3 protein-coding genes and 1 pseudogene are annotated in these 6,785 nt (G+C 45.7%); 1 reads left to right on the top strand and 3 read right to left on the bottom strand.

Going from position 1 to position 6,785, the window contains the following annotated elements; genetic code table 11:
* Nucleotides 1-275, bottom strand: a pseudogene (gene truB, locus Q0200_RS02215) (tRNA pseudouridine(55) synthase TruB); the annotation flags it as partial.
* A 98-nt stretch (nt 276-373) separates the two neighbouring features.
* Nucleotides 374-2,458: a UvrD-helicase domain-containing protein gene (locus Q0200_RS02210; protein ID WP_297937200.1), complete on the bottom strand. Its 2,085-nt coding sequence runs from the start codon at nt 2,456-2,458 to the stop codon at nt 374-376.
* Nucleotides 2,459-2,622: 164 nt separating this feature from the next.
* Between Q0200_RS02210 and Q0200_RS02205 the strand changes: the two genes are divergently transcribed.
* Nucleotides 2,623-3,495 carry a LysR family transcriptional regulator gene (locus Q0200_RS02205; protein WP_297937197.1) on the top strand — a complete coding sequence of 291 codons (873 nt, stop codon included), beginning with the start codon at nt 2,623-2,625 and terminating at the stop codon, nt 3,493-3,495.
* A 248-nt stretch (nt 3,496-3,743) separates the two neighbouring features.
* Here the strand turns inward: Q0200_RS02205 and Q0200_RS02200 are convergent, their stop codons facing one another.
* On the bottom strand, nt 3,744-6,704 hold the full coding sequence (locus Q0200_RS02200) for a TonB-dependent hemoglobin/transferrin/lactoferrin family receptor (protein ID WP_297937195.1): 2,961 nt from the start codon (nt 6,702-6,704) through the stop codon (nt 3,744-3,746).
* Between the last annotated feature and the right edge of the window lie 81 nt (nt 6,705-6,785).

Here is a 6,785-nt window from a genome sequence, read left to right as displayed (position 1 = left end):
GGCGGGCAAAGCGCGATATCCTCGATGTTTTCGTTATCCAGGCTAGCGCTCGTCGCACCCAGCCACATAGTCGCTTCGTAGATTTTTGGCGTTTTATCTATGTAGTTAAAAAGCCGCGTGTGATTTCCTAGAGCAACGATTAGGCAGCCGCTAGCAAACGGATCAAGTGTGCCCGAAAAGCCCGCCTTTTTGACGCCGTATTTGCGTTTTAGCCTGCTTAGAAAATGATTCGAGCTGATGCCGGCTGGCTTATTTGCCGCAAAAAGCACGTTCATTTAAATTTGACCTTTAGAGGCTGCGTCAAATTTGCCCGCATAAATTTGATCAAATTTAATACCGCTTTTGGCGCGCCTAGCCTCAAATTTGCTCATTTTTACACCGCTTTTTCGACGAAGCTAGACATTATCTCGCGGCTGATTCCGCCGAAATTTATCGTTAGCTTTAGCTCTTTTTTGATCTTCGTTACTGCCGTTACGCGACCGATACCGAAAATTTTATGCTTGACGAGATCGCCTTTTTTGTATTCGCCAGCGGTTTGCGTTTGCGTCTGGATGATGAGGCTACCGCTGCAAACGCCTGCTTCGCTTAAAAACCTGCTCTTTTCCAGTCTCGTTCTCTGACCTTTGTAAAAACGAGAATTTACAAAGCTTAGCGTCAGGGTTTTTTTGGCGCGGGTTATGGCGACGTAGGCTAGTCGTCGCTCCTCCTCGATGTCGCTACCGTCTCCTAGAAGCGGGAAAAATCCCTCCTCAAGCCCGATCACGAAAAGATGCTCGAACTCAAGCCCCTTGCTAGCGTGGATACTCATGATCGAGATCGCCTCGCCACCGATATTATCCTGCTCGCTTTGTAGCGCGATCTCGTTTAAAAACTCCTCGATAGAAAAGCTTGGATTTTGCTTGATTTGATCCTTGATCGTAGCGTAAAACTCGTCTATGTTTGCCACGCGCTCGGAGCCGTCTGGCAAGCTCTCGTAGTATTTTTTTATGCCAAATTTCGCTTCTAGTTTATCTACTAGCTCGTACGGTGAGTCGCACTCTTTTAGCTCTCTTAAATTTGACGCAAATTCGCCGAGGCTCGAGACGATTTTTTTGCTTAGATCCTTGTCGTTTTCGTCTAGGCTTGATATCGCTTCAAATAGCGAAAGCTTATGCTCGAAGGCGATCTTTTCGATCTTTGCGAGGCTTACCTTGCCAAGGCCGCGTTTTGGGCGGTTGATGACGCGCTTTAGCGAGAAGTCGTCGTTCTCGTTTGCGACTAGCCTTAGGTAGCTGATGACGTCTTTGACCTCGGCACGTTCGTAGAATTTAACTCCGCCGACCATCTTATACGGGATTTTTTCTTTGGTTAGGCCTTCTTCGAGCGAGCGGGAGAGGGCGTTTATGCGGTACAAGATCGCGATATCGCTAGCCTGCGCGCCGCTATCTAGTAGCTTTTTGATGCGTTTGGCTACTTTTAGGCTCTCCATCGTTTCGTCGTCTGATTCCATTAGCGCGACGTCCTCGCCGCCTTCTTTGGTGCTTTTTAACTCTTTGCCGAGGCGGTTTCTATTGTGATCGATGAGCTCGTTTGCCGCGCGTAAAATTTGACTCGTCGAGCGGTAGTTTTGCTCTAGTCTTATGACTTTGGCGTCTTTAAACTGATCTTTAAAATTTAATATATTTTCGATTTTTGCGCCTCGCCAGCCGTAGATACTCTGATCATCATCGCCCACGACCGCGATATTTTCGTGCGTTAGACAGAGTTTGCGCAGGAGTTTGTATTGCAAGTCGTTGGTGTCTTGATATTCGTCCACCATGATGTAGGCGTATCGCTGTGAAATTTCGCGCGCTAGAGCCTCGTCCTCGTCTAAAATTTTATAGCTAAGGCAGAGCAGGTCGTCAAAATCCACGAGGTTATTTGCCGCCAAGTACTCCTCGTAAAGCTTGTAGATGTTTGCTAGCTTTGCGTGGTAGCCGTCTTTGAAATTTTGCCCGTTTGCAAACATGCCGCCGTGATTTAGCACCTCCTCTACGCTTAAAAGCGAGTTTTTAAAATTTGAGATCTCGCTAGCTAAAACCGAGGTCGCGATATCGCCCTCAAAGCCTTTTAGGATACGCTTTTTATCGTCGGTGTCGATGATGACGAAGTTGTTTTTGCGCTTTAGACGGTCGATGTAAAATTTCAAAAACAAAAGCCCGAATTTGTGAAAAGTGCAAAGTAGCGGAGTGAAATTTTTACCTGCGTCGCCTAGCATTTTTAGCGCGCGGGTTCGCATTTCGCTTGCGGCTTTGTTGGTGAAGGTTAGCGTTAGGGTATTTGACGGCGGGATGCCTAGCTCGCTTATGAGATAGGCTAGGCGAGTGGTGATGGTTTTGGTTTTTCCGCTACCGGCCCCGGCTAAAATCAGCATCGCTCCGTCGGTGTGCGAGGCCGCCTCGCGCTGGCTTTCGTTTAGTTCGTCTAGTAAATCGGGCATTAAATTTCCTGCTTTATTTATTAAAATGATTAAATTCTAACAAAATAAGCTTAAAAATGGCCGCTGATTTAAATTTGGGTCTGATTAAGAGCGTTTTTAGATATAAATCAATACAATATTAAAAATATGATTTTATAAGCTGATATAATAATAAGGAGCCCGATATGATCAATGATTTTAGTAAATTTTATACCTTTATGGAGATAGTGAAAGAAAGAAGCTTCTCAAAAGCCTCAAGGGCTCTAGGTATCTCGCAGCCAGCAGTTACTCTCCAGATGAAAAAGCTCGAGGAGATGCTGCAAACCACGCTAATAATGCGCAAGAAAAACGGCATCGTCCTAACTCACGAGGGCGAGAAATTTTACAAGCTCTGTACTCAGTTTGAAAGCGCGATGTTTCGCTTTAAAGACGAGCTGTCACGCATAAAAACCGATAAAGTGCCGCTAGTAATCGCCACCACGCAGCTCATCGCCGAGGCGGTCATCTCGATACTGCTGGATAAAATCTCGCAAAGCGTAGGCAGCGAGCTAGACATCAGGATAAAAGAACAAAACGAGCTCATAAACTACCTAAAAGACCGCCGCAGCGACATCGCCATCATCCTGGAGCAGTCGCTTGATAGTAGCTTGCTCGTTAAAAAGCTATTTGACTACGAGCTGATTTTGGTTTCAAATAAAAAAATCGCCGAAAGCGTGAAGCCTGAGGAGTTAGTTAATTTCAAATTTATCAAAGATAGAACGCGCACCTATCTTGACGATATTTTGCATAAGCACGGCGTGGATGCGCATGCGCTTGACGTGGCGTATTCGCTAGACGGTTCGATAATGGTCTGCCGCGCGTTGGCGTCAAACCATGCCGATACGTACGTGGCGTTTTTACCGAGATTTTTGATCGAAAACGAGCTAAAAAACGGCAGGCTGTTTGAAATAAATATCGCTAAATTTAAGCTCACTCGCTCGGTTTATGCCGCCGCGTTAAAAGAAAACGAGGAAGCGTTGCATAAATTTCTAAAGATCAAGACGAGTTTTAATTTTTAATTTGCTTTAGCGCGGACGCTAAATTTGGCTAAATTTGGCCTTTTGCGGCGCGTAAATTTAAAATACTCTCGGGCAAATTTAGCGCAAAAATATCCTTGCTGAACCTGGAGATGATCTTGGTTTGGCGATTTTATAACTTCCAAATTTACGGTCAAATTTGACGGTCAATTTAACATTTTTAAAATTAAAAAATCAAGTAAGCGTAAAAGCAAGAGACGGGCAAGAGCCCGTCCGAATAAGAATGCGGCTTAAAACGTAAATTCCCAGTTTAGTCTGAAATTTCTGCCCGCCGAGTAGAAGCGGTTGATACCTAGACCCGTGGTTCTATCGATCATGTTCATTGTACCAAACGGCCTGATGGAGCGCGCAGCGTCCCAAGTGATGTATTTTTCGTTGGTTAGGTTGTAAACACCCAGTCTAAACGTCAAATTTTTAATCGGTCGCACGTAGGTTACGACGTCCACTAAGGTGTAGGCGTTGCTTCTCCATTTAGAGTGGCTGTTTGTATTGTACGGGTTGCCGTACGGGTCGGTGTCTAGGCGCCAGAACATATTATATGTGTCTTTTTCTTTTTTAGATGCGACACTAGTGACGTAGATATCGGCACCGAATTTATCCGCCGGGCTCGCGTATCCTAGACCATAGATCGCAGTGGTCGGCTGTATGGCGTTCATCGGTACTTTGCCGTCGTTATCGGTTTGTACTCTGCCTTTTTGCATCGTTAGCTTGTAGCTAGCGTGAAAGCCCTTTAGTGAGTCTGAAATTTGACCGAAATGTAGCATAGAGTTTATCTCAAAGCCGCGTACGGTTGCTTTGCTGCGGTTTACGTTGCCATATAGCGCAAAAGGTATGGTGTTGCCGCCGCCGCCAGTGGCGTAGCTTTTAGTGCCTAGAGAGATTAGGTCGATAAAGTTATCGTATTTGGTCTCAAAAAAGCTAGTGGTTATAAAGCTTTTATCCTCATGCAGCGTCAATGCAAGCTCTTTTGTTTTAGCTATCTCGGGTTTTAGATCCGGGTTTGGTTGGATGGTAAAATCAGGATGCTTAAACGCTAGATATAGTTCGTCCGTGGTCGGCGCTCTAAACCCTTTGGAGTATTTTAGCTGTACTCTAAAGTAGTCCAGCGGATCGATGTCGGCCCCGATAGCATAAGAGCTGTTGGTAAATTTTTTATTTTGAGCGATGTATTTTATATTTGCTAGCGCATTATTAGGCGCTTCTTGCTTCCATGCGTCGTGAGCTATTTTCCACTCGTCTCTATCTGCGTAGTCCCACCATTTTGGCTCTGGGCTAGGATTATACGGTACGAAAAGACCTAGCACCATATCGTCCGGGATTTTAGGCGTAGAGCCTGGGACGTAGTTTGGTTTATATTTTATCTTGTCGTAGCGGTAGCCTAAATTTATCCCTAGCCAGTCGTTTACTCGCATATCGTCGTTGAGGTATAGTGCGCCTTCTTTTGTTTTAACAGGGATTAAAAAAGACGTGAGCGGTTCGGTTCTAGGGCAAAGCGCGTAAAGTAGCGTTAGCGGCGCGTTTTCGCACGTATATGGCGTGCCGGTAAAATCCGTGCCTAGAGTCTTAGGCGCCCACCACCGGCTGCTCGTAGCGTCGTAGCCTTGCTTGTTCGTCATAGATTTTTCGGTTCTAGCAAAGCTTAGTCCGTATGCGATATCGTGCTCTACGTCGCCCGTTTTGGCGTATTTGTTAAAGTCTAGGTTAAACTGCTTGGTGTTAGTATCCAGATCGCGCTCTTTCCAGTCGCGGCTTATGTAGCCTTGGCCGTATGGAGTGATGAGATATCCGCTCTGCGAGCTTTGTTTAAAGGTCTTGCCCGTGCTTGCGTCGGTGTAGCTTTTATCTAGTGGAACGGTTGATTTGACGTACTGGTCGGTGGCATAGTCGTATTTTAGCACGTCGATATTTGGCTGAGAGCAGTCAAATACCGAGCAGTCAAGCCAAGTGTTGCTTACGTTTTGATTGATGCTAAATTTATTCTGATCATGGACGGCTCCTTGGCTATCTACGAGTCTGTTTACCCACGTTAGTCCGCCGTACTGAGGGTCTACTTCTTGGGTTCTTTGCAAGGTTACTTCGCCGCCGTATTTATCGACAACCTTGTTGTTTTTAACCTGAAGTCCGATAGGGTTTGAAATCTCGGGGCAGTTTTCTCCTGCTTGGCAGTGCTCTTCGGTTCTGGCGCGAGATTTGATTTTTTGATTAGAGTAGGTAAATTTCATCGTATCCCACAACGGAGTTTCGCTAAAATTTTCATAGGCAAAAGCGCGATTTTTCCTATCCATCATATCGTCGTTGTATCTTAGTCCGGTATCTACGATCTCGTCCCTGTTGCTAGAAAGCGTAAGCGTGTATGATAGGTCTTTGCCTTGAGATCGGTTTTTGTAGGTATCTGACATAAAGGTAAATCTATGTTCCTCGTGAGGCTGGAAGCCTAGCTTAATAAGACTGCTCGTTTTTTTGATGTAGTACGGGTCGGCCTTTTCTCTGGTTCTACCTAGTACGTTATCGTCATAGTCTTTGTAGCCGTAGTTTTCCGTCTCGTGATGTCTACGCTTGGTTTGTACGGCTAGGATATCAAACCACTTAAACCTACCGGCTAGGGTATGCGAGTGCATGGTTTGATTGTCGGCGGTGTTGTAGCCGCCCTTGTAGCCGTAAAAATAGTCCTTATCTAGCAAAAGATCCCTTGCGTCTTTTGTTTCAAACATCACGGAGCCACCCAGAGAGCCAGAGCCCGTGCGAACGGAGTCCGCGCCTTTTGCGATGGTGGCTTGTTTTAGCGTTTCAAATTCCACGCCGTTGCGGGTGTTGTTAAAGTTTCCATATCCCTCAAATAGCTCCTTAAAGCCCTGCGAGCTTAGCGTTTGAGCCTGATGGAGCCCGTCTACGGTGATAGCTACTCGGTTTTCTTCCACGCCTCTTATCGCGTAGCCGCTTTGGCCAAAACGCCCGGCCTCCACCGTCGTTACGCCCGTTTCGTATCGCACTAGGTCTTTGTTATCAGAGACCTGCGTTTTGGTTAGTTCTTTGGAGCTTTTTACGTTTTGGCCGACTTTTTTTTGCATCGGATCGCTTTGCGCCTCCGCTTCGCCGCTAACCGTTACTTCCTTTAGCTCGACTTCGGCCTCTTTTGCATTTAAATTCGACAAAATAAGCAAAGCGGCAAGAGAAAATTTAAGATGATTCATTTTCCGTCCTTATTAACGCTAGTTTTGATATTCATTTGCTATAAAGGCGAAATGATAATAAATATTTGTTTATACTTTGAT

Source organism: uncultured Campylobacter sp. (assembly GCF_938045225.1).
Lineage (GTDB): Bacteria > Campylobacterota > Campylobacteria > Campylobacterales > Campylobacteraceae > Campylobacter_A.
The sequence above is the reverse complement of the archived record's forward strand: the minus strand, read 5'-3'. Positions and strand labels throughout refer to the sequence as shown.

Bases quoted from the DNA above. Each gene is read 5' to 3' on its own strand.
- Q0200_RS02210 (WP_297937200.1), bottom strand. From the start codon at position 2,458: ATGCCCGATTTACTAGACGAACTAAACGAAAGCCAGCGCGAGGCGGCC.
- Q0200_RS02205 (WP_297937197.1), top strand. From the start codon at position 2,623: ATGATCAATGATTTTAGTAAATTTTATACCTTTATGGAGATAGTGAAA.
- Q0200_RS02200 (WP_297937195.1), bottom strand. From the start codon at position 6,704: ATGAATCATCTTAAATTTTCTCTTGCCGCTTTGCTTATTTTGTCGAAT.